The sequence below is a fragment of the Shimia sp. MMG029 genome (genome assembly GCF_027947445.1).
GTDB lineage: Bacteria > Pseudomonadota > Alphaproteobacteria > Rhodobacterales > Rhodobacteraceae > Shimia.
On sequence record NZ_JAQJIM010000006.1, the window covers coordinates 203235 to 223665 of the forward strand.

General features: G+C 52.8%; 19 protein-coding genes and 1 tRNA gene. 7 read left to right on the forward strand and 13 right to left on the reverse strand.

Annotated elements, in window-relative coordinates; all coding sequences use genetic code 11:
* Window positions 1-4: 4 nt before the first annotated feature.
* Together PJL69_RS15205 and efp are read right to left on the reverse strand one after the other, a co-directional pair.
* Window positions 5-478: a GNAT family N-acetyltransferase gene (locus tag PJL69_RS15205; protein WP_271310417.1), complete on the reverse strand. Its 474-nt coding sequence runs from the start codon at window positions 476-478 to the stop codon at window positions 5-7.
* A gap of 81 nt (window positions 479-559) precedes the next feature.
* Window positions 560-1123, reverse strand: coding sequence for an elongation factor P (gene efp, locus PJL69_RS15210; RefSeq protein ID WP_209099704.1), 564 nt, complete (start codon window positions 1121-1123; stop codon window positions 560-562).
* Window positions 1124-1342: 219 nt separating this feature from the next.
* On the opposite strand from efp, the gene PJL69_RS15215 reads away from it, so the two are divergent.
* On the forward strand, window positions 1343-1663 hold the full coding sequence (locus tag PJL69_RS15215) for a DUF6280 family protein (protein WP_058241212.1): 321 nt from the start codon (window positions 1343-1345) through the stop codon (window positions 1661-1663).
* Between the two features lie 88 nt (window positions 1664-1751).
* Here the strand turns inward: PJL69_RS15215 and PJL69_RS15220 are convergent, their stop codons facing one another.
* From PJL69_RS15220 to PJL69_RS15230, 3 genes are all read right to left on the reverse strand, one after another.
* Window positions 1752-2723 (reverse strand): hypothetical protein, encoded by a 972-nt coding sequence (locus PJL69_RS15220; protein ID WP_271310418.1) that lies wholly within the window; start codon window positions 2721-2723, stop codon window positions 1752-1754.
* Between the two features lie 72 nt (window positions 2724-2795).
* The gene (locus PJL69_RS15225) at window positions 2796-4211 is read right to left on the reverse strand and encodes a TolC family outer membrane protein (protein ID WP_271310419.1); all 1416 of its coding nucleotides are present in this window, start codon (window positions 4209-4211) and stop codon (window positions 2796-2798) included.
* A gap of 43 nt (window positions 4212-4254) precedes the next feature.
* Window positions 4255-4908 carry a protein-L-isoaspartate O-methyltransferase family protein gene (locus tag PJL69_RS15230; protein WP_271310420.1) on the reverse strand — a complete coding sequence of 218 codons (654 nt, stop codon included), beginning with the start codon at window positions 4906-4908 and terminating at the stop codon, window positions 4255-4257.
* A gap of 246 nt (window positions 4909-5154) precedes the next feature.
* On the opposite strand from PJL69_RS15230, the gene PJL69_RS15235 reads away from it, so the two are divergent.
* Window positions 5155-5228 (forward strand) — tRNA-Cys (locus PJL69_RS15235).
* Window positions 5229-5356: 128 nt separating this feature from the next.
* Here PJL69_RS15235 and PJL69_RS15240 read toward each other — a convergent pair.
* From PJL69_RS15240 to PJL69_RS15255, 4 genes are all read right to left on the reverse strand, one after another.
* Window positions 5357-6073 (reverse strand): sugar transferase, encoded by a 717-nt coding sequence (locus tag PJL69_RS15240; protein WP_271310421.1) that lies wholly within the window; start codon window positions 6071-6073, stop codon window positions 5357-5359.
* A gap of 728 nt (window positions 6074-6801) precedes the next feature.
* Entirely contained in the window at window positions 6802-7275 is a 474-nt protein-coding gene (locus PJL69_RS15245; protein ID WP_271310422.1) for a hypothetical protein, read from the reverse strand.
* 332 nt (window positions 7276-7607) lie between these two features.
* Window positions 7608-8663 (reverse strand): acyltransferase family protein, encoded by a 1056-nt coding sequence (locus tag PJL69_RS15250; RefSeq protein WP_271310423.1) that lies wholly within the window; start codon window positions 8661-8663, stop codon window positions 7608-7610.
* On the reverse strand, window positions 8635-9930 hold the full coding sequence (locus tag PJL69_RS15255) for a hypothetical protein (RefSeq protein ID WP_271310424.1): 1296 nt from the start codon (window positions 9928-9930) through the stop codon (window positions 8635-8637). Before PJL69_RS15255 ends, PJL69_RS15250 begins: the two co-directional genes overlap by 29 nt.
* A gap of 285 nt (window positions 9931-10215) precedes the next feature.
* On the opposite strand from PJL69_RS15255, the gene PJL69_RS15260 reads away from it, so the two are divergent.
* Window positions 10216-11682: an oligosaccharide flippase family protein gene (locus PJL69_RS15260; RefSeq protein ID WP_271310425.1), complete on the forward strand. Its 1467-nt coding sequence runs from the start codon at window positions 10216-10218 to the stop codon at window positions 11680-11682.
* Complete coding sequence (locus tag PJL69_RS15265) at window positions 11666-12586, forward strand: hypothetical protein (protein ID WP_271310426.1); 921 nt, start codon at window positions 11666-11668, stop codon at window positions 12584-12586. The genes PJL69_RS15260 and PJL69_RS15265 overlap by 17 nt, the downstream gene beginning before the upstream one ends.
* A gap of 23 nt (window positions 12587-12609) precedes the next feature.
* Here the strand turns inward: PJL69_RS15265 and PJL69_RS15270 are convergent, their stop codons facing one another.
* Window positions 12610-13632, reverse strand: a complete 1023-nt coding sequence (locus tag PJL69_RS15270; protein ID WP_271310427.1) for a sulfotransferase family protein — start codon at window positions 13630-13632, stop codon at window positions 12610-12612.
* A gap of 122 nt (window positions 13633-13754) precedes the next feature.
* Here PJL69_RS15270 and PJL69_RS15275 point away from each other — a divergent pair, with 122 nt between their 5' ends.
* On the forward strand, window positions 13755-14831 hold the full coding sequence (locus tag PJL69_RS15275; protein ID WP_271310428.1) for a glycosyltransferase family 4 protein: 1077 nt from the start codon (window positions 13755-13757) through the stop codon (window positions 14829-14831).
* Window positions 14832-14893: 62 nt separating this feature from the next.
* On the opposite strand, the gene PJL69_RS15280 is transcribed toward PJL69_RS15275, so the two are convergent.
* On the reverse strand, window positions 14894-15574 hold the full coding sequence (locus PJL69_RS15280) for a calcium-binding protein (RefSeq protein WP_271310429.1): 681 nt from the start codon (window positions 15572-15574) through the stop codon (window positions 14894-14896).
* Window positions 15575-15821: 247 nt separating this feature from the next.
* On the opposite strand from PJL69_RS15280, the gene PJL69_RS15285 reads away from it, so the two are divergent.
* A complete protein-coding gene (locus PJL69_RS15285) occupies window positions 15822-16109 on the forward strand; it encodes a hypothetical protein (protein WP_271310430.1) in 288 nt (95 codons plus the stop codon).
* Between the two features lie 137 nt (window positions 16110-16246).
* On the opposite strand, the gene PJL69_RS15290 is transcribed toward PJL69_RS15285, so the two are convergent.
* On the reverse strand, window positions 16247-17149 hold the full coding sequence (locus PJL69_RS15290; protein WP_271310431.1) for a glycosyltransferase family 2 protein: 903 nt from the start codon (window positions 17147-17149) through the stop codon (window positions 16247-16249).
* A 408-nt stretch (window positions 17150-17557) separates the two neighbouring features.
* Between PJL69_RS15290 and PJL69_RS15295 the strand changes: the two genes are divergently transcribed.
* A complete protein-coding gene (locus tag PJL69_RS15295) occupies window positions 17558-19057 on the forward strand; it encodes a hypothetical protein (RefSeq protein ID WP_271310432.1) in 1500 nt (499 codons plus the stop codon).
* 93 nt (window positions 19058-19150) lie between these two features.
* Here PJL69_RS15295 and PJL69_RS15300 read toward each other — a convergent pair whose 3' ends face one another.
* Complete coding sequence (locus tag PJL69_RS15300; RefSeq protein ID WP_271310433.1) at window positions 19151-20362, reverse strand: polysaccharide biosynthesis/export family protein; 1212 nt, start codon at window positions 20360-20362, stop codon at window positions 19151-19153.
* Between the last annotated feature and the right edge of the window lie 69 nt (window positions 20363-20431).

Genomic DNA, 20431 nt, shown 5'->3' on the forward strand with positions numbered 1-20431 from the left:
CCTGCTATGGTGCAAGGGTTTTCTGAAACCTGAACGCCAACACATTTGCCCCCTGCCCGCGCATCAGGTTCTGGGAATGGGCGTTGAAGTCATGCACGACCGCTCTCCATTCCCCAAAACCCTCCTTCTGCATCCAGTGCTCCATCGCGCCAATCAGGGCCGCGCCGATGCCCTGCCCGCGACAGCGCTCATCCACGCAGATCTGGTCCAGCTCCACGAGCGCACTGGCATGAACAAACGGATTGCCTTCCCGGCGGTTCGGCACCGCGAGTAAGAACCCACAGACAGCGCCAGCGTCATCTTCAGCCACAAAAAGCTGCGCACCGTCGCGAATCTTTTCCTCAAAAAACATCCTGGCCACAGCCTCCGGCACCTCCGCGCAGTATTGTTCTGGATGTTCGGCCGCATGAATCGCTTGTACCTGCGCCGAAAGCGGCAGGATCATGCCGATCTCATCTATTGCTAAAATGCGGATCATAAAAAAACCTCCGGTTGTTGGCCGGAGGTTCTTGGGATTTGCCCCCGGCAGATCGCGCTGGGGGAAAGGTCCTGACGCGGCTTATGCGCGCTCGGAATATTCCATGGTTTCGGTGTTCACGACGATGTCTTCGTCCTGCCCTACAAACGGCGGCACCATAACGCGCACGCCATTGTCCAACACCGCTGGCTTGAAGGAGTTTGCCGCAGTCTGACCCTTCACAACCGGCTCAGTCTCGACAATTTTGCAGATCACTTTCTGCGGCAGCGTCGCGTTCAGCGCCTCCGCGTCATAGAATTCCACAACAATGGTCATCCCGTCCTGAAGGAACGGACGACGCTCGCCCAGAAGTTCCGCAGAGATCTGATTTTGCTCATAAGTTTCGGTGTCCATGAAGATCAGCATGCCGTCGTCTTCATAGAGAAACTGCTGGTCCTTCTGCTCCAGACGCACGCGTTCCACTTTATCAGCGGACCGGAACCGCTCGTTCAGTTTGGAGCCGTTGCGGAGATTTTTCATCTCCACCTGCGCAAACGCGCCACCCTTGCCGGGTTTGACGTGGTCGACCTTGACGGCGGCCCAAAGACCGCCGTTGTGCTCCAGCACGTTGCCAGGGCGAATTTCATTTCCGTTGATCTTGGGCATGTTCAGAAACCGATAGAAAAAAGGTTGATTGGGTTGTTTTGCATCCTATATCTGGCCAGTCGGCAGCTGGCAAGGAGCCCAAGTCCGAAGCCCAATTTTCAGGCGATATGCGTCAAGCGCATGGAAGCTATGCAAAAACAGGCTACCCGAATCGCGCGGAATGCTTCATAAGGAGCGGCACGCCGAAAAACACAAGAGCAATAACACAAGGACGACGAGATGACCGATTTCGTTGATGCAGCGGCTTACAACAATGAACAAGGCAACCGTGCCCGCAAACTCTTTGCGGCAGTTGTTTTGGCTGCGTTGGATGATGCCATTGCGGATGACAAAAAGTACGGCAATGGGCCGGAACAAATCGCGCGCTGGGCGCGGTCTCGCGACGGTCGCGAAGTGCTGTCCTGCGCCGGGATTGACCCCAACGAACGTGTGGTCGAAGGGCTGATGGAATTTGTCGGCAAAGGTATCCGCACCTCCGTCGCGCTCTCGCGCGAAGAAAGCGAACGCCGCAATGCGGCTGCTCAGGCCGAAGCTGCCTGAAGCACGCGACATGCTGCCAAACAAAAAGCGCGCCTAAAAGGGCGCGTTTTTTGTTTCTTACTTCAACTGAAAATCAGCAGCGGATGCATTATCCGAGATCATGGGCTGCAAGAGCACGGTGAATTTCTCTGCGCACCAGTTTGCGCACGTTCCGTGTGATCCGCTCGCCAAGCGCTCCTTGCAATTCTTGACGCACAATATCGGCAACCATGTCCCGCAACATTGCCTCGTCAATTTCAGCTGGCTCCTGCAGATCATCCAAGGGAGCGTCTTCTGCCGGGTCATGGATCGCGCGCACAACTTGTTCCTGAACCGTGTCTTCAAGCGCATCGATCGCAGCGCCAGATACATCAGCGCTGAACTCTTCAGCATCAGCCTCTTCGACCTCGGCAACCACATCCTCAACGCCTTGCATGTCCTCCACATGCTGAAACCGTCGGATACGCTGCTCAAGCACCTGCTGAAAATCAAACGGTTGTTCTTCGTCTACATCTTCATGTGGGCTGGTGTCTTCGATCGCAGACGTGCCCTCACTTAGGTCAGGCTCTTCTTGCCAAGACGGAGGCTCAAACGCACCCTCATCCGATCCATGATCTGCACTGTCTGCATCAAGCCACTCTTGCGCTTCATGAGCATCGCTTTCTTCGGGCAACGCATCGCTTACGTTTTCTGCATCCAACGGATCGTCATCAGAAAACGCATCGGCAGAAGCGACATCACCCGCCTCTTCAGCTTCTTCATGAATGTCCGCCTTAAGCTCCTCGGCAAGCGCCTCCTCGAAGCTAAACTCATCAGCGCTGTCAATCGCACCACGCAACGTGTCAGAACGCGCATCTTCCGCATCAGCCACACGTAAAGCTGGTGTCAAAACAAGCGTCAACGCTTCGGGCGCATCTTCTTCAACAGCTTCTTCAGCTACAACCTGTGTTTCAACAGGGGTCTCTGATTGTTCGACCGCAGAGCCATCTGCGCGCTCCTCAGCACCCTTATTGTCTGACACCAATCGTCGGATTGATGTCAGCACGTCTTCTATTTCCGTATTCGTTACCGCGTCAGACATACGTGATCACCGCTCTTACCCCGCAGGAAGTGTAGCGAGCGGCGAACCACCGCACAACCGATAGGAAAAATGTTATTGTTTACCAATTGCCTTAAGTACACGGTCGAGCTTCTGCCCCTGCTCAGATCTCAAAGCAGGCGCGTTCTTGACCAAGTTATAATAGGCCTCGGGATCATAGCGTTCGACCCTCAGGTTCAAATGATCAACCGTCAGTAAACCCATTGAAGACAAAACACCGTAAGCCGCCACAATTTGTGTCGCCTGCGCAGTGATTCTATCTGCTTCCGCATCAAGCAGGTCTTGCTCAGCGGTCAAAACATCCAGCGTGGTACGGGCGCCAAGCTTGGCCTCTTCGCGCACACCTTCAAAGGCAATACGCGCTGCTTCAACCTGCCGAACACTGGCCTGAATCTGTGACCCTGACGCGATGAAACGCGACCAAGCTGTCCCGGCCTGCTGACGAATGTTGTGCCGTGTCAAATGCAGCGACGCCCGCACCGCGTCGCGACGCGCCATGGATTGACGCAACAAAGCCGACAACTGACCGCCGCGATAGATTGGCCCACTCAGTGTAACCCCGAGATCAATCCCATCTTGGAATGTGTTCTCGTCAAGCACCCGGCGAGTGGAAACACGGGAATCAAATCGCACTGTTGGCCCCAATGCGGCACGCGCACGGTTGACCAAAAACTCCGATGCGAGGATTTCATGCTGAACGCGCAGCATGTCGGGATGAGACCGGATCGCAACCGCCTTCGCCTCTTCGATTGAGTTCGCCGCGCTCGGCAGGCTCGTGGGGGTCACAAGATTTCCCGGCCGGGTGCCAATGGCCGCCGCATAGAATTCTTCGCTCGCAGCCAGATCGCCCTGCGCCGCAGCCAAAGACGCACGCGCCCCTGCAAGACGCGCTTCTGCCAAGGCAACGTCGGTTCGGGTCACTTCACCCACTTCAAAGCGGTCTTGCGCGGCCTGCAATTCTCGCTCCAAGAGACGTAAGTTGTTGATGCGAAGATCAACAATCTCATCGTCACGCACCACATTCATGAACGACTGCACAGCGTCAAACAAAACCTGTTGTTCGACAGACACCAGTCCCTGACGGGTGGCAAGCACCGTTTCCTTAGAAGATTCGACAGCGAACTTTGACGCGCCATTATCATAAAGCAGGATACTTGCGGAAATGCCCAAGGTCGCGTCAGGCGTCCAGCCGGTCGTCCGCGTTCCTGTGGCGGCAGACCGTGTTCCCACATAGTCGTAGTTTACACTGCCAAACCAATCCACGATTGGGCGCAGCAGAGCCGTCGTGGCTGCAACATCTTCATCAGCCGCGCGCAACAGCGCACGATTCTGTTCCAGCAAACCACTGTGTTCATATGCGGATGCGAGCGCATCTGAAAGCGTCTCTGCACTTGCCAAACCTGCCAAGCTGGTGCTGAGCGCCAATGCAGCAACACCACGTCTGGCTGTCTTCTTTAAAAAATGAAACATAGTAACTGCCTCTTTCAGTATCCGCGCTGTTTGCCTGTTCTGTTTATAATTCAAACGCACGATGTTTCTCAAAATCAGGCATCACCGGAGCGCTCGCATTGAACGCGAAACGCCAGTTCACCTTGCCATCTAACTTGTATCCGATACGCGCAATGCCAAGAGCGCCCTCCACGAACAACGCGCAGATCCGGCCTCCGTCTTTCAACTGCCCCATAAGTTCGTCAGGCAATTGTTGCACACCGCCTTGCACCAAAATCACATCATAGGGACCGTGCGCCACCGCCCCCTCTGACAGAGGTCCGCAGTGAACAATCGCGTTGTCCACACCTTGTTCGTTGAAATTGCTCTGCGCCTCAGCAGCCCGATCAGTGTCATCTTCCACAGCAATGACCACTTCCGCCATATGTGCGACGACGGCTGAAGAGTACCCCAAACCAGCCCCCACATCGAGCACCAGATCATCTTTCTGAACATCAAGGGCATCAAGCATCTTCGCCAAAGTCCGTGCATCCAGAACAACACGCTCCACCCCCAAAGGCACACAGCCATCAACATACGCAGCAGCCCGCTGCCCTGAGGGCACAAAGGCTTCCCGGGGCACCGACAGCAAAGCGTCGATAACCGTGTATTTTGTCACGTCGGATGGCCGCACCTGCGTATCCACCATCGTCGTGCGAAGCTGGGCAAAATCGGCCATTGAACTCTCATGCACTGCTGCGTCGCTAAAGCAGTCTTGCCACAACAGAGAAGGCGCGGCAACGGAATCAACGTGTCTTTTCCGTGGTATGTGACAAGTCTGCCTCCGCTCCCGTTGGCATCATCGGATGCTAACAACGTTTTTTTCGCTGCATGTTTCTCGTCATTCTCAAAAAGGGGCTTGCACCCACCCAAGATTCGGCCCATGTATGCGCCACTTTCGGGACACACTCGAAACACCACGGATGGCGAGTTGGCGGAGTGGTGACGCAGCGGATTGCAAATCCGTGTACACCGGTTCGATTCCGGTACTCGCCTCCATTTTCCTATAGCCGCAAAAAGACTGTTCGCAAGTTACTTACTGCGCTTAATTCCGTTTTGACGCTCACTTTCAATAGAAAAAGGCGCTCAAACGAGCGCCTTCCTAAAAACTACATCTGTGACGATACTCAGCAGCCAGTGCGTTTCACCACAGCTTGCCAGGTCTTGAGCAAAATGCTGACATCAAACTTAAAGCTTGTTCGCTGCAGATATTCGAAGTCCATGGCAACACGCTCATCATAGGAAACACTATTTCTGCCAGAAACCTGCCACAACCCAGTGATACCAGGCTTCTGCGCGAGGTAGAAACGTGCACCGCTACCGTACTTACTCAGCTCGTCTTCAACAACTGGGCGCGGCCCGACAAACCCCATCTCACCTGTTAGAACATTCCAAATCTGCGGCAATTCATCCAAACTGGTTTTCCGAAGGAAATTGCCAAACTTTGTGATCCTTGGATCATCCGCGAGTTTGTGGTTTTCAGCCCACTCTTTTGCGGCTTCAGGATTCTCAACCAAATAGGCTTTCAATTTCTCTTCCGCGCCCACAACCATTGTCCGGACCTTCCAGCACTTAAATTTGCGCCCATTCTGACCGACGCGCACATGTCCGAAAAAGCCGCTCCCGCCATCACGCGCTGTAACAGCCCACAAAACGCAAATAACCGGAACCAAAACGGGCAGCAGGGAAACGGCCAGTATAATATCACAGGCCCGCTTTCCATAGCGGCGATAAAAATAGTTCGCCGAATTGCGAAGCGCGGTGCCGGATGTTCGTTTGTGTTCTTGAGTACCAGAAAAGCTCTGGTTTGCGAACAATAGGCGTTCTTCCACAATATCTTTCATGACCAAAACTCAAATAGAACTCAGGGATTTTACGAAAAGTCTTTTGTAGTGCTTTTGAAGCTATTCCGATTCTCGCTTTAAGTAAATTTTAACTTCTCAAAATCGAGATTTTTTTCTGCACCGCAGAGAGCGACAAGCCACCCACCCTCCGTTCATTTAAAAGAGGGAATTGGAACCATTCTCATTTTGTCAAAATCTAAACTTCAGACCGAAAAACGTCGCTGCTCGCAATTCAATCAACGCTCAATCCAAATTGAAAATTATTATTAATCAAATAGGTACTTAATGAAATTAACTAAAAATTTACCGAAATCGACCCATCGTAAAAGGAGCGAAACTGCGGATTAGAACGCTTCAAACAGCGGAACACGCCACATAGCTGGGACAAGAATATGCATAAAGTCACGAGTGAAAAAGCAATCAATAGTTGAATATTTTGCAGCTATTCCACAAGTCATCCGCACAAAAACCGAGCACTTGCAGCATCCCAAAGATCAACACTCAAAAGCAATCAGATGAACTACACTAAAAATCGGAAACAATCCCTGCCCCCAATAGACCACCATAAACCACCCAATCGAGACTTTTTCGGCAAAGATTCGCCGAACACCCACCACTGAAAAACACGGCTCTAAAGACGTTGGTGAGATGTTTAAATGCGACCAAAACGCAAGCCGCCAAAAATCGTTATAGCGACAATCGCGCTCAGAAATGACTCTGGGCAGGCGCTAACCCACGCAATCATCCTCTGCCATTTCTTTGGCGCTTATAAGGTCAACAAAATGATCGTGAGCGGCCACCACATCGCTGCGCAATCGGTCCGAAATCTGCAAATCATCAATCGGATCGGCTTTGGGCGCTGCTGTGATCGGCTGAATGCGTGTGTATTTGCCGCTTACGGTGGGATCACCTCCGCCACCTTGGCGCGACGCTGCCGGGCTCTCGTACCGATTTTCAAGTTTTGGCGAGAAAGAAAAGCGTTCTGAAATCTGGGCCAATACCCGTTCCGGTTCTGTCAGCAAGGCGCGGTGCGTGATCCCAATTTTGTGCGCGTCGTCAAACCGCGACCAGTGGTGCGCCATCATACCAACCCGTGCCAGATAGTAGTCCGCCGCCAACGTGTCAGAGCCATATTCGTCACGTCCGAGGTCTGCATATAGCTTCCGTATAGAAGCAATCGCCGCACCTGGCGGGCGGATCACAAAAATTGCGCGCCCTTGATAAAATGCGTCTGGAGCGTGCGCGTCATGACGATTGTGCAAGATCTTATCAAAAAGGTATCGCGCCTTGGGTTTCCAGGCACGGCGCAGGGTCTGGTTTACAACCAACCGACCAAGAGATGCGTCTTTTTCGTAGCGAATATGCGCCTCTCCATACCCGCTAATCTCCGGGCGTGAACATAGGATATTGGAAAGGGCCGTTGATCCGCATCTCATATGCGCCAAAATGAAAATCGATTTCGAAAAATCACACTGCGGCGAAAGTCTTGCGGCACTCGAACCAGCAACGCCTTTGATCACTTCTCTTATCAAGTCTACCTCCCTTTCGAATGAGGCTTATCAAATACAATTCTCAAACGACGTATCACCGGACGCTCAACTGCCCGATACAGCAAAATTCCAAATCCAGTGCAGGTTACAAGCGCAATGAAAAATACCGCCAAAAACTGTGGCCAACCTGCCAAAGGCAAAAGTTGCAACACCTTATACAAGGGGATCATAAGGATCGTATGTGACAAATAAATCGAATAACTGGAATCCCCCAGAAGCCCCAGAAACTTAAATCGCTTTTCTGGATAACGTTCTTCACAACTCAATGTACCTGCAACAATCATTATCCCTGCTAGAAAATATGCAAATACACCCCATTCCTGCGGCACCCAATCTATCACCTCCAATAGGACGATCAGCAGCCCAAAGGGTAGCCCCCAGCGCACCACAGAAAAGTTAAACCGATGCCAGAACAATGCCAAAATTATCCCAGCGACAAATAACAAAAGAAACGCACTGGTCCAGGTAATCAAGATGGGAGAGCTCATCGGTACAAGCCAGCCGACCGCAACCAACGCACACAGAATCGCAGTACTGACCTGAGCCGGTCGCCCCGCCCCGATGCCTATGGCAAAGATAAAAAAGAAAAACATCTCATAATTGAGCGTCCACCCCGGTGTTAAAACTGGCCATATTTCGGTCGGCACCCCGGTGTGCCAATGCGGGATAAATAAGAAAGACTGCACCAATGCGCCAGCTCGCCTGAACGGGTCACCCGCAGCAAGGTCATTGGGCAAAAGAACCGCGAGGTAGACCAAAGTAAGCAACCAGTACAAAGGCACGATACGAATGAAACGCCGTTTGAGAAAGTCTCCAACGGCCTCGTTTCGGCAGGCATGCATCATCACAAACCCACTGATGACAAAAAATATCAGCACCCCCAAGCGACCGACGTTCACATCACTTTCGAAGGACAGAGACACCCCTCTTCTCGCATTGAGCGCATGGTGCACCAACACCATGATCGCCGCGCCACCCCGCAGATATTGAATGAAATGCAAGCGTCCGGACTTATGCCCCGGAAGCGAAGAGCCCTCCATCCGTCCCTCCTGTCTCAGATACAGGACTGCGAGATTTGGCCATTAAATTAATCGCCAAACCCGTAAGAAAACCCGCCATCGCAAAAAATATGAAATCTAAATTGGGCGTTCCCTTCACCACAAGCGCACGCGCCAAGCATCCCGCCATACCCATCTTTAGGGCGATCATCATATGCTTGGCTTCGTCCGATACGCCGCGTGCAGACGTTGAAAACAATTGTGCCAAATAGGTCACCAACAGTCCCAGCCCAATCAGCCCTGTGGTGCCCAAGACCGCAGCAATCCAGTTGGACGCACGCACTGATCCCAACCCAGCCCCAAGCATCCAAGTATCCATAAAGTTCCGCAAAGCTTGCAGATTGAACCCCATACGCTCCGTTCCCGAGTCACTTTCCAGCTTGTTGAGCAAAGAGCGATCAATGAAATCGGCAAATCCTTGAGAAAGCGCATAGGCCATATACAGGCTCATAATCATGAGTGGCAGCACCGCAACAACACAGACGCCAACGGCTGCCAGCCGCCGATCAATCAGACCGTTTTGCGAAAGCCCCATCTCGCGCAAGCGCATCACCGCAAACACCACAATCAACAGCATTGCCCCAACGTAGGCCGAAGATGACGTGCCACGGATCACAAGGAAGGCAAAGACCAGCACCATGATACCGGGAAGCTTGGATTTGCCTTTGTTGTGGAACCAATAGCCCAACCAATAGCCCCAAAGCCCCAACGATACATAGCCATATGAAGAGGCTTCAGGAAATCCTCCAATCATCCGATCAAGCCCCGCCATCCGCTGGCCGAGGGTCAGCGCGTAGTTTGCGGTGCGGATCGGCTCCAGTAAGAAAGATGTGCCTGTCGCCTGCGTGAGCAAATCCAATACGCCCAGCCCCGCATGCACCAGCGAAACAATCAGCATCGCGCGATAGATGACCCGCACGCCGCCCTGGCGCATCACAACAATTGCTGGGATCAGAAACGCCATGACCGCCAATGTCATGCGCACCAATTGGGAAAGGTTCCCGCCATTGGGCGCCAAAGGTCGGGACACAATTCCCACCTGCCCGGCCACACGCCCAATTGCAAAAACCTCAGTTTCTCCGGCAAAAATCCTGGGAAAAAACATCGTGGCGAAAACAGCATAAATATAAAAAAGCAATAGCGTCAGACCCGGCTGCCCTGGCGCCATAAGGCGCATGATGTCATCGGCAATCCCACGCCGCAAAATCAGCATTGCACCCAAACTTAACAAAACAAGATCGTAGGTCATCAAAGATGTACCGCCAATCGCAGGCAAGTTGATTGCCGCCATCATTCCAAAAGGAATGACTGCAAAAAAATAGTTGATCCCAACAAAGGGGCCTCTGCTTAAAACCGCAGCAAGGACAATCAACGATATAAATGTGCTTTCAACAATCTGCATTAATTGTAGGAATACGCGCCCCTTATGTTGTATGCAACGCGTAAGGCATGGCAGCGTGCTCTGCAGATTTTATTTTTTGAGTAGTGACAATTAAATGCTCCAAAAGCATTATTTATATAGCATTTTTGTATCATGACTAAAAACTCCCCCTCCGGAACCGCGGATGCGAGTCCGAACAGCATGAAACGCATCGGGCTTGCGCTTTTTGCTCTAATTGCCAGATCACTCCAGCAAGTCGCCACTTTCGTGATCACTCTTTTGGCCGCGCGCTTTCTGGCGCCTGCTGAATATGGCGTTTACGCACTGGCCATCGTGTTCATCACCTTAATCCAAACGATGACCTATTCAGGGTTTTACCAATGGATCGTGAATGCCAAAGAAGATGACAAGCTGGTATTGGGCACCGCCTTCTGGATGATCACCGGCCTGGCAACGTTGGCGGCTTCTTTGCTGGCATTATTTGCATGGCCATTGGCTTGGATCTTTGATGCGCCCGATCTTTTTCCGGTGCTTGTACTCCTTGCCGCCATTCAACCAGTGGCCGGCGCTGGCGCCTGGTTTTCCGCAGTCCTGTTGCGAAGGGGCGCCGTCAACACCCACTTTTCAATCATGTTTGCGCAAAATCTTGTCGCTTTGGTCGGCGGCGCAATCTTGTTGTGGACCTGGCAGTCCCTGTTTGCCCTCGTCGCGTTTCGCTATCTGCGCGTCTTGACGGCGATCCTGTTGTACCTGCTCTTTTCTCCAGATCGGCCCAGCTTTGTGTTTCGCCGGGATCTGGCGCGGCAGGCCACAAAATTCTCAGGCGGCCTTTATGGGGCAAGATTTTTGAACTTCCTGTCCCGATATTCTGGCGACCTTATGCTTGGCTTGATGTTCACCACCGCAGAGGCGGGCCTATACCGGTTCGGAAACCGGCTTGCCTCTGGTGCGACCGACATCGTCGCACAGCCCTTGCGCAGCTTTGCCCTAACCCAATTCGGCGCGGCGGCACGCAAAGACGCCGAACTCAGCACACCGCTTAAAAAATTCACCGGCTCAATCGTACTGCTCACAGGAATTGTCGCTGCGGTCGTGGTCGTCATGGCGCCAACTGTGGTCGAATTCTTCTTCGATCCCGCTTACCTTGCAGCGTTGACGGTCACAGCCGCCATCGCGGTACGATCGGTCCTCAACGTCGGAAGCTTGATTTTAGAGCCAGCTCTTGCTGCACGCGATCGCACCGGCTTGGTGGCGCTTTTTAACTTGGTATGGACCATACTTACGATTGCATCGGTGCTCATTGCGTCGCCATTTGGCCTCGCGGCCCTAGCATGGAGCCAAGCGGCCATCATGATGCTCAATTCCTTGTCTGCGCTTCTGGTCCTACATCGCGCAGGCATCGAAACCCGCCCCGCTTTTCAAAGCTTCACAACAGCCCTCGCCATCGTGGGGCTTTATTACCTGTCGCTCACAGCACTCTGGTCCAATCTACAAGACCTTTTCACAGCAGAGCTCACCGCCTTGTCGGTCGGCTTGATGCTGGCGGCTGCGCTTGGCGGGGTCGTTCTCTATATTTCCTCAAAGCTGCGTGTGTTCACGCTCAGTGTATTTTCTGGATGAAATCCAACGTAAATCTATAATCAGTCAGAGGCCAAACATGCGCCATATCCCTTCTTCAAATGCTTATTTTGTTCATATTCCCAAAAATGGCGGCATGAGCGTCGTCAAAGCTCTGAAAGCAAGTGGCGGCTTGTCCTACACAGCCTTGGCGGAAGATCTGAACATCTCCGAACAAGCCGCAGAAGAGGCTGTAGAAAGTGATTTTTATCACACGCATCTCGGGCAATTCAAGCCGTCTCATATGCCATTGTGGCTGATTGCAGAGCATCTCCCAAACACATGGTCCGCCTTTCAAGGCGCCACCACTTTCGCACTCACCCGAGAGCCGCGCTCCAGATTTTTATCCGCTTTGATGCAACGCATGAAAGAGTTTCATGACGCGGGTGCCATTCGCGCCGATGATCCCGCCGTAATTGAAGAGGCCCGTAATGTTTGCGACTGGCTGTCTGCGCGCGACCGTTTTTATGATGAAACCTACATACACTTCGTTCGACAGGTCCACTTCACCCACCTGGATGGTCAACGAATGGTGACAGGCATTTTTGCGGTAAAAGACACGGCAATGCTTTGTGAATGGGTGAAGACAACCACCGGCCTGTCTATTGACATCGGCCACGATCACGCACGCAAACAGCCAAAGAAATGGGCAAAAACCATCCAGCCCATGGCGCGCTTTGCCGGCCGCACGTTGATGCCGCGCAGCGTCAAGAAAGCTCTTCACCCTCTATGGATGAACAGCGGCCTTTTTACATCTGCATCAAGCAGCTATGCAGCTGTAGACCTCGGCAACGATGTAGAGAATTTCATCCAAAACTACTACGCGGCAGACTATCGCTTACACAACGAAGCTCTGGATGGGGCAGCCACGTCCGCGATCGCACCCGCAGAGATCGCGGCTCATTGAAAGCGGACGCAGCAGCGCCTTTGCTATGTGTAGGACGCGATCGCGCTGCGCCACTCCGGCAATGGGCGGCCAATCGCTTCTTCAAAGTCAGCCATCTTTGGCTCAAAATACGCCGCTAGATAGGCCCGCGCAGCCGTTTCATCCACATCTTTTTTGTCAAATGTCACGGTGGCTTGAGACCGCAAAAAATTGACCGCACTTGTTGGCAGCATCTGCCTCATAGTCCGCCAAGCACCCGAATTGCGAACCGTACTGACAAAAGGCAAACGTTCGCGCCGCGATGTCGGTGGGGACTTATGCCGCTCTGTAATCTCGGACTCCTCAAACTCATAAGACGGCAATCCGAGCCACTCGATCACTTCGGCCAAAGTCTCGCGGCGTTTCGCGCGTAAATCTTCCGCAACAACAACCGATATCTGCGATCGATCAAAATGATGCAGATACTCCTCCATTTGCAGAACATAGTCAGAAGTATCCCGGTAAAGCGGATCCTCCCGAATTGCCTCATCTATTGAGCGAGTTTCCTGAAACTCTTTGAATCTTTGCCAATAATGGCCAATTGCACGGGAAACAGGCTCGCGCACCGTATAAATAATGCGCGCGTCAGGTGCGGCTTTCGCAATACGAGCAGCAATACCGGATCTATGCGGCCACTGACTGTAATAGACAGATCCTTCACCACGATATGTTGCATCTTCGCCCCCCTGCCAAAGCCTTAGGTAGGCCTCCCATTCGTGACTACAGGATTCGCGCGCCATAATTGGCCAAGCAGCTTCCAACTCCGACTGATCCACAAAAAAACAGGGCTCTTTTTCCCGGCTCATCTGCACCTCTGGCAGAGCCTTCAGATAGGCATGAAGTGCACTAGATCCCGATTTAGAAGCGCCAATCACAAACAGATTCGGCATGAGTTTCAGAAGCGCCTCATCCTTTGGCAAAGGCGGTAGAGCGGAAACAGAAACATCCATATTTTTAATCCACGTAATAAGGCATTCCCTACAGAAACGCCCCTTCAAAAAAAATACATTTGCTGCGCCAGCAAACACTCAATAGCATACGGCTTTGCGAAACCTATGCAACGCTAAGCCGTTGTCGCGCTGGTTATTTTGGGCGGAATGCCCAACAATTGTAATTTAGGAAGCCAATTCTAAACTTGGTAAATAATTTTATGACTGAAATCGTTATTAACGGGAAATTTCTGGGGGCGTCTTTGAATGGGGTGCACCGCACAGCGGCTCACTATGCATCCCTCTTGATTGAGCGCGCACGATCAGAGGGGCACCACGTCAGACTCCTCACACCACGCGGCGTAGAGACGGATCCACATTTCCCACTCTTGGTTCCTGAAGTTTGCCGCGGTAAATTTGGTGCAGGTCAGGGCTGGGAAATGCTCACTTTACCCCGCCTTGCGCGCAAAAGCCTGCTGGTCAACTTTTGCAATCTCGCCCCTGTTTTGCACGGCAACTCAGTTGTCATGATCCATGATGCGCAAACCTATCTTTTCCCATCAGATTACACCGGTCGCCAGGCGACTGCATATCGTGCGCTGCTCCCTCTGATTGGCGCAAGGGCACGGCGGGTGCTGACCGTCTCTGAGTTTTCACGCCAGTCTCTGGCGCGGCATCGTGTCGGACATCTCAACAAAATTGACGTAGTTCACAATGGGACCGACCATATCATCGACGCAGAGCACGACCCGGCGATCTTGGACAAGTACCAACTCAGCGCACAGCCCTACGTGATGGTTCTGGGCACGGCCAAAGGCTACAAAAACATCGCTCGTGTCTTTGACGCCATGACACCGGCGTTCCCCGGCAACATAAAACTGGTGGTCGCCGGAGGCCCCGGCCCAGAAACCTATGCGGCACAGGGATGGCACGCACCTGAAGGCACTGTCTTTACAGGCTTCGTATCCGACAACGAACTCAAGACGCTCTATTCCCATGCCGCCGTATTCGCGTTCCCCTCCCGGACAGAAGGGTTCGGTCTCCCACCTGTTGAAGCCATGCACTGTGGCACACCGGTTGTGGCGGCCAACGCAGGCGCTATGCCTGAAGTGTGCGCCGATGCCGCGCTTTTGATCGACCCAGAAGATACCGCGGAATGGCGATCAGCCTTGCTTAAGGTTCTACAAGATCCAGAACTGGCCAACACTCTGCGCAGCAACGGAAATTCTCGCGCGCGGGATCTCACTTGGGCCAATGCGGGCGACCGCCTTTGGCAATGCATCAAGCCACTGCTTTGAAACAAAAAAGAGCCGAGGTATCCCTCGGCTCTTTTGGTTTTCACTCTGCGTTTTAAGCAATCTTACGCAAATGGCAGATCTTCAACTGTCGCGAAATCGGCGGAAGTGATGATATCAGCCAACGTCACTTCAGAGTCAAAGAAGGTCACGGTAGTGGCGCCGTAGGTCATGACAGTGTTGTTACCGTCAAAGTTCACGGTCACACCAGACGTATCGACCGCGTCAGACAGGTACACTTGGTCAATACCTTCTTCAAAGTCGAACACACGGTCGTTGCCATCATCGTTGTCAAAGACAAAGAAGTCCGCAAAGCCTTCGTCGTCGTTACCGTCGCCCGCGCTGTCGCCGAAGATAACGTCATCGCCATCGCCACCGGACACAGCATCGCTGCCATCCTGGCCATAGACACGGTCATTGCCTTCGCCGCCTTCCATGCGGTCGTTGCCTTTACCGCCGTACATTTTGTCGTTGCCTTCGCCGCCATCCATGCGGTCATTGCCGCCGTCGCCGCGCAAACGGTCGTTGCCAGCACCACCGTCCATGCGGTCCAGACCGCCGCCGCCGTTCAGTACGTCAACGCTATCGCCACCATCGAGGCTGTCGTTCCCGATGCCGCCTCTCAGCGTATCTTCCTGAGCGCTGCCGGTAAGCGTGTCGTTACCTTCAAGGCCATTGAGTACGAGAGGACCCGCACCACCACCGAGCGCGTTGTCGCCCGCGTCACCATTGATTACAGTAGCCATATTACCTTCCCAAATAGAATTTCTTGCTCTCGGCCAAACAAATTTGATTAAAATTTCTTTGCGTGACCATCAATCGAATTAGTCCTAGCAGCCCACTCAAACCTGTCGTTTTTATAAAAACGCAGCCCAAGTTTAGAAAAGAGCTGTCCATTAATATTTACCATGGCAAAGGTGATTCGCCAAGAAAATGAAGAATTCGTTTATAATTTAGAAACAATTCAAGCAATTTTGAGGGCTTAGCCAATTTTTGCCGATCTACACCACGCAAACATTGCCGATTCATGGGCCAATTTCTCAAAAAACAGGCACGAAAGAACTGCAAATCACTTTGATTTTCAGCGCTCAAAACGACTCTTTCAAAGATGATTCGCTAAAGCATACAAAAATGCGACGCAAAGAATTAGCCCACGCCTCCGGCGCACCAAAAATCTCAAAAAATTCAGTGATTACAAAGCAACGCCTCCTGGCTAATCCCGGTGGCGGCAAATCAATCCACAAAGGAAATCAACTAATAAATTCAAGAATTATCCCATAAGGAAATCGCACAACTGTCATACGCGATCCATACCAGAGACCTACCTCTCGACAGAGCTCCAATTAAAGAGGCAATAAATTGCTGACAATTTGCGTTGAGCGCTCAGTTCGCCGCCAGACCTCGAAGACCGGTATTCGTTAGAACTCCAGAATACGTTCTGGATGCGCAATTCCGGTCAGTATATCTTTAACAGCGCGCCAATTTCCAATAGCGCGCGCCTTACGGTCAATCCACGGCTCCGGGCGCAACAACTTCACATGGTTCGCGATCATATTGCGCGCCGCCAATTTGAACGCAAAGCGTCCGCTCATTGTGCCCTTGCGCCACAGATACCAAGTGTTCACCAACTGGCTATAGCCGAGGCGTGCTCCCGCGGTCTCTCGGCCATTTTTCGTGCCGCAATGAACGCCGCTAAACGCATCGGTTTTGATGCGCTCCCCCGGAATCTGTGCCGCAAAATCAATGTCTTCCTGCCATCCATACAGCGGCAGTGCGGGGTCAAAGCGCGTTTCCCCCACCGCGGACAACCGATAGGCCATATTGCACCCATACAGCCCCACCAGCCCGCTCCGCAGCACTGTCGGCTCAGACCTTGGCGTCGTATCATATTGCGCGACCATATCCGCAGCCTGGGCAGCCTCATACCCGCCACCATTGATGCCATCAGCAATCAGATGACCGGTCATGCCGTTAACATTCGGCCAGGCGGCGAAAGCACCTTCTATGCCCTCCAGAGCATAGCGCGATGGAACAAAATCATCATCAAAGAACACAACCAGATCGCAGTCATTCTGGACTGCATCCAGCCCCATGTTGCGCTGCTTGGTCAGCCCTTTTTCTGAATAAAGCACAACCGCCTCTGTCCGGTCTGAAAAGGGCGCCGTCAGATCTTGTCGTGCGTCTTCTGGCTTGGTCACAACAAATACAACGCGGTCGGGCTTACGCGTCTGTTTTGTAAGATGCGGCACCAAATCCGCCAGCTCATCTGGCCTGCCGACCGAACAAATCACAACAGCAATGCGATTATCTAGATCCCGCACGAAACATTCCTTTGCCCAAACCTTAAGCCAAATTCACAAACATCAATAAATCGATTTCTGCGCAAATACGCCTTCAAGGTCAATATACCGAAAATTACTTACTGCCATTATCCTCTTTTCTAACAAAGTTTTGACAAACAAAGCGTTTCCTATTGGTAGGCACGTCTTTTTCATGGAAATTCCCGTTGGATTTGCCAAACTGTGCGTAGAAAATGTACGGATTGTTATATGTTACCCATTGCCCAACAGTGCTTTAGTGTCATCGCGACAATATTTTTGGCCGCGCCAATAGTTCATGCGCAACAAAAAGCCCCGACACTGGGCGCAGTCACAAATTTTTCTCAGGGAATTCAGCCACAGACACTTGGGTTTGTGCGCAGCCTTGGGGTGCAACATTTGCGTGACGGCATGAATTGGGCACGCGTTGAAAAAAAACCCGGCTTTTATGAGTTCTCAGGCCCGCGCCGCGCATACAAAGACTTACTGGATGAAGACAAAAATAAACTGACGCTCGTCATAAATTGGGGGAACCCTCTTTATGACAATGGTCACACACCCCAGTCCAAAACAGCGCTCAACGCATTGGAAGCATACACCAAAGAGGTCATTGGCCGCTTCCCAGTAATTGAAACACTCGAAGTGGGAAATGAATTTAACGGCCGCAATTTCGTGCGTGGTCCGTTGGAAAAAATGGCACCACTTGAAAGATCTCAGGCCTATTTGAAAATACTTAAGGCGACCTCACAGGGCGCGCGTGCTGGCCGCGAAGACATTCGCATTCTTGGTGGTGCAACCCATTCCCTTCCAGGCAGCTGGCTCTGGAACATCATGGACTCAGGTGGCGCAAAATGGATGGATGCCGTTGCAATCCATCCCTACAGCACCCCTGCGGAACAATTCACGCGCCAGATGGCCGTTCTGCGCTGGCATCCCAGTTTGAAAGACATGCCGTTTGAAGTGACCGAATTTGGGACCGACAGCGTAAAATCGGCGGGCAACCATCTCGTCAAAAACTATTGTCAATTTGCACTTGCTGGCGTCACCAAAGCCATGTGGTTTCCTGCCAACCTGCGGGGCAGACGCACCGTCCCCCTCTTCACGCCAAATGGCCGCCTCACCTCGGCAGGTTTGGCCTACCGCACGGTGGCCAAACACATGGAAGGCAAAGTGGTCACGGACATCTCCGAAGACCAGTTCACCTACGGATGTAAGTTTGGCAACGACACATATGTCATTTGGGGGGCCGCGCGCGCCTTCAAGCTTGGCGACGCAGCGCAGGTGTTTGATCTCAGCGGCAAACCTGTCACCTCTCCCCCAGAGACTCTGGATCCCGAGACGCCGATCATTGTCATTTCAGACAGCGATACGCCGTTCACGCTTGGAGAACTGCCCTTGATCGCGGACAGCTATTATCAGTTCTCCTATCCAGAGAAAAACGCGCACAAAGCGGAAGGTGACGGATTTGAGCGCTTTGCGAAAGAAGGCAAAAAAACCATCCCACTGCTCACTATGCCTGGTCAAGATCGCCCCAACGTGCCCTGGGTCCCTTGGCGCGGCCATCCAGATCACAAGGGCGTCCGCCTCACAGCGGAAACTTTGCTGCCCTCAACCTCCAAAGATATTGTGCACGTCTACACGGCCGAACATCCTAAGGATGTCACCCTCACCGCGCATTTCAAACCGGGCAAAAAATCCGAAGATGGCGTCATTGTCCGCCTCTCGCAGAATGGTAAACCCCTTCTGGAGGAACGCGCTTCCCACGAAAATCCCGTCGAAATACAACGCAAACCCATAAGCATGAGCTCTGGCGACACACTGGAGATTGTTGTTGCCGCAGGCGAAAGTCAGCGCGGGGACCTTACTCGGTACCGCATCACCTTAGAGCGGGCCACGACCCAAACCCAATAGACCTGCTGGTAATCGTCGCTTTCACACAAAATCAGGTGTGCGCAAAACAGGCGCATCACCTGCTTGCGGCATCAGCTCACCCGAGGACCCCTCTTAGTTTCCAGAGTGCTGCAACCGTACAATAAGAAGCTCCCCCGGCAACAGAATATCACTCAGATCGCTTGTGGTCTCTGCCTCACGCCCCTCGCGCGATGATACGATCTGAAATTCAGGCGTCAGCAGTTCACTGGCCATGATTGCACTCACGACATTGCCGGACAGTGCTGCCTGATGCTCAAGCCTGCGAGCGTAGTCAATTTCGCTGTCACTGAGGCTGAGCCGCGCTGTCTGCAGCTCCTCCAGCCAGCCCTCCCGGCGGCGGCTCTCAAACAGATTGCGCGCGCGATGCGCTTCAGCCAGGGCCTGCACCGCGCCAATCCGTGCGGCTTCCAACTCCAGAACACGAGCACGTGCATCCGCATCTCGCTGTTCCACAGAGGCCAATCTGGTCGCTGTTTGAAGGCCGCGGGTCTGCAAATCTTGTGCCTTTTTCAGCTCACGTGCTGTGGTCGTAACAATGTCCTGCTGCACTGCGATCCGGTTCTCAAACAAAGCAAGTTGCCGCCCCAACAGCTCGATCTCTTGATCGTAATTGTCCAATGCTTCCGTCACCAGTTGGCTCGTGGTCACAAACAAACCTTCCTCCGCGTCCCGCAGCTGATCCATTGCCACGGCATTTGGTGCAGGAATACGTGCATTCAGCGCATCCGAAACAACAATCTCCGACTGCCCTGCCAGCAAAGCTTCCAATCGTGCAATCCGCAAAACGGATCCGGCGATTTCCAGATTGATCGCTCTGATCGCGCCGGTGGTCTCAATCCGGGCCCGCTCAAGCTCGTACCGGTTAACCCCGGAGAACTCGCTCCCCCCCGCAAGCGCCAACGCTGATGCGATCGTCATCCCGGGAATATAAGGGTATTGCCCCGGCGACGTCACATCCCCCGACACAATCACCGGAGCATAGGACAAAACCTGCAAAGACACTTTAGGGTCTAAAAAGACACCTTCCGCCGCAATCTTTTCACCCAGCCGTGCCTCGGCTTCATCCAACGTATCTCCAACGACCTTGACCCCGCCAATGCCCAACAGCCGCAACTCACCGTCGATGTTTACAGTCACCTCAGAAGAAACACCCTGTGCAGAATACGTCATCAGCACACGATCACCGGGAACCATGCGATAAGACTCCGCCTGGCCTTGCTGTGCACCAACTGCCAACACAGCAACACTCAAAAAGCGCGCAACACGCATGACAAAGCTCGCCATTTTATAATCCTTTTCAAAATCTACGAACACTCTACCTCGAACCGCCTGCGATGTCGCAAGACTTAATGC

Excerpts from the sequence above, each read along its gene's own strand:
- PJL69_RS15205 (WP_271310417.1), bottom strand. The coding sequence starts at position 478 with ATGATCCGCATTTTAGCAATAGATGAGATCGGCATGATCCTGCCGCTT.
- efp (WP_209099704.1), bottom strand. The coding sequence starts at position 1,123 with ATGCCCAAGATCAACGGAAATGAAATTCGCCCTGGCAACGTGCTGGAG.
- PJL69_RS15215 (WP_058241212.1), top strand. The coding sequence starts at position 1,343 with ATGACCGATTTCGTTGATGCAGCGGCTTACAACAATGAACAAGGCAAC.
- PJL69_RS15220 (WP_271310418.1), bottom strand. The coding sequence starts at position 2,723 with ATGTCTGACGCGGTAACGAATACGGAAATAGAAGACGTGCTGACATCA.
- PJL69_RS15225 (WP_271310419.1), bottom strand. The coding sequence starts at position 4,211 with ATGTTTCATTTTTTAAAGAAGACAGCCAGACGTGGTGTTGCTGCATTG.
- PJL69_RS15230 (WP_271310420.1), bottom strand. The coding sequence starts at position 4,908 with ATGGCCGATTTTGCCCAGCTTCGCACGACGATGGTGGATACGCAGGTG.
- PJL69_RS15240 (WP_271310421.1), bottom strand. The coding sequence starts at position 6,073 with ATGAAAGATATTGTGGAAGAACGCCTATTGTTCGCAAACCAGAGCTTT.
- PJL69_RS15250 (WP_271310423.1), bottom strand. The coding sequence starts at position 8,663 with ATGGAGGGCTCTTCGCTTCCGGGGCATAAGTCCGGACGCTTGCATTTC.
- PJL69_RS15255 (WP_271310424.1), bottom strand. The coding sequence starts at position 9,930 with ATGACCTACGATCTTGTTTTGTTAAGTTTGGGTGCAATGCTGATTTTG.
- PJL69_RS15260 (WP_271310425.1), top strand. The coding sequence starts at position 10,216 with ATGACTAAAAACTCCCCCTCCGGAACCGCGGATGCGAGTCCGAACAGC.
- PJL69_RS15275 (WP_271310428.1), top strand. The coding sequence starts at position 13,755 with ATGACTGAAATCGTTATTAACGGGAAATTTCTGGGGGCGTCTTTGAAT.
- PJL69_RS15280 (WP_271310429.1), bottom strand. The coding sequence starts at position 15,574 with ATGGCTACTGTAATCAATGGTGACGCGGGCGACAACGCGCTCGGTGGT.
- PJL69_RS15295 (WP_271310432.1), top strand. The coding sequence starts at position 17,558 with ATGAATTGGGCACGCGTTGAAAAAAAACCCGGCTTTTATGAGTTCTCA.
- PJL69_RS15300 (WP_271310433.1), bottom strand. The coding sequence starts at position 20,362 with ATGGCGAGCTTTGTCATGCGTGTTGCGCGCTTTTTGAGTGTTGCTGTG.